The organism is Streptomyces niveiscabiei (assembly GCF_001419795.1).
GTDB lineage: Bacteria > Actinomycetota > Actinomycetes > Streptomycetales > Streptomycetaceae > Streptomyces > Streptomyces niveiscabiei.
Window position 1 is genome coordinate 1 of sequence record NZ_LIRL01001139.1, and the last position, 1,647, is coordinate 1,647.

General features: G+C 74.5%; 2 protein-coding genes and 1 pseudogene. 1 reads left to right on the top strand and 2 read right to left on the bottom strand.

Going from position 1 to position 1,647, the window contains the following annotated elements; translation table 11 throughout:
- Nucleotides 1-88: 88 nt before the first annotated feature.
- On the bottom strand, nt 89-760 hold the full coding sequence (locus tag AOK24_RS41060) for an O-methyltransferase (RefSeq protein WP_055724996.1): 672 nt from the start codon (nt 758-760) through the stop codon (nt 89-91).
- 127 nt (nt 761-887) lie between these two features.
- Entirely contained in the window at nt 888-1,235 is a 348-nt protein-coding gene (locus AOK24_RS48970) for a hypothetical protein (protein ID WP_159052175.1), read from the bottom strand.
- Between the two features lie 31 nt (nt 1,236-1,266).
- On the opposite strand from AOK24_RS48970, the pseudogene AOK24_RS48975 reads away from it, so the two are divergent.
- Nucleotides 1,267-1,647 (top strand): annotated as a pseudogene (locus tag AOK24_RS48975) (hypothetical protein); the annotation flags it as partial.

Below are 1,647 nucleotides of genomic sequence, written 5' to 3' on the forward strand. Positions count from 1 at the left end.
ACCAAGGGCTACGACGGCTTCGCCCTGGCAAGGGGCCTGCCCTGACGACCCGCCCCGGGCACCTCGCCATGTCCCCCGGGGCGGGTCGTCAGGGCAGGACCCTTGCCAGGGCGAAGCCGTCGTAGCCCTTGGTGCCGACCGTTTGGATCGCCGTGCCGGTCAGGCGGGGGTGGGTGGCGATCAGGTGCAGGGCCGCGCGCGTGCCCTGGACGTCGGCTGCCGGGTCGTCCGCGTCGAGCACTCGGCCGCCCCTGACGACGTTGTCGACGATGATCAGGGCGCCCGCGCTGGTGAGTTTCAGGGCCCACTCGACGTAGTGCGGGTTGTTCGCCTTGTCCGCGTCGATGAAGACCAGGTCGAAGGGCGGCGGGTTCTCGTCGGCCAGCAGTGGCAGGGACGTCAGGGCCTCGCCCACGCGGACCTCCACGATCTTGTCGAGGCCGGCCCGCGCGATGTTCCGCTCGGCGACGTCCGCGTGCTTGCGGCTGTACTCCAGCGTGACGAGGCGGCCGTCCTCGGGGAGCGCTCGCGCCAGGCAGATCGTGCTGTAACCCCCCAGCGTCCCGATCTCCAGAATCCGTCGGGCCCCCTGGAGCTCGGCGAGGAGCCGGAGCAGCTTCCCCTGACCGGCCGAGACGCTGATCGGCGGGAGCCCCGCCGCCTCGCTCTCCCGCAGCGCTGCCGTCAACACCTCGTCCCTCAGCCCCAGTTCCTCCTCGAAGTACCCGTCCACCGATGCCCAGAGCTGCTCGTCGCTCATCGTCCCCTGCCTCTCCACGCTGTCTGATCCGCCCAACGGCCGTCACCGCCGCCGAGGTTCCCGACCCGTGGTCCGAGCCGGCGCTTTCACCCGTTCGGCGCACCCGGACGCCGCGCGGCCCGTCCTCTCAGCCGGTTCCCCTGCCCTGCCCCGGCACCTGCTGCACCCGGCGGTGCCTGTGCCGGGCGCCGTACGTGTTCTGGTTCAACGGCGGTGCGCAGAAGGGGTACTTGTGGAGAGCCCTGGGGGACGCGAAGAGGTGCGCCGTACCGCCGTCCGCCGGCGGCGTGGGCGCGGCGTACGGCGCAGCACTCGGCATCGGAGGCACACGCGGTGCGGCCCGGGGGACCGGCGGCACATCGAACACCGCGCGGCCTGCGCCCGCCGCCCCGGCCTCCGCGACGGACTGCACCCCACCTGCCGGGGGCATCTCCGGGAACGGCGGAACCCCGACCGTCGGGGCGGCGTCCGGCATCGGCGGGACCCCGGCGCCGGACGTCCGTTCCGTGACGTCACCCCACGACGCCCCGTCCGGGCCACCGGCCGGTGCCGTCCTCGGCCTGGGCGGAATCCCGGTCGCCGGGGCCTCCTCCGGGAGGGGAGGCATTCCGTCGGCGTACGACATCGAGGTGCCGCCGCGCGCGGGCGCCTGCTCCGGCCACCAAGGGCTCCCACCCGGCGGCGCCCCTTCCACGGCGAAGTCGACGCCCACTGCCGGCGCCGTCCTCGGCATCGGCGGCACCCCGCCTGTCCTCGGCATCGGCGGAACCCCGCCCGTGCTCGGCATCGCCGGAACCCCGCTCACCCCCGACTCCGCCGGAACCCCGACGGTCGGTGCCTCCGTCGGCATCGGCGGCACCGCACCCGCGCGCGGAGCGCCACCACCC

Excerpts from the sequence above, each read along its gene's own strand:
- AOK24_RS41060 (WP_055724996.1), bottom strand. The coding sequence starts at position 760 with ATGAGCGACGAGCAGCTCTGGGCATCGGTGGACGGGTACTTCGAGGAG.
- AOK24_RS48970 (WP_159052175.1), bottom strand. The coding sequence starts at position 1,235 with ATGCCGGACGCCGCCCCGACGGTCGGGGTTCCGCCGTTCCCGGAGATG.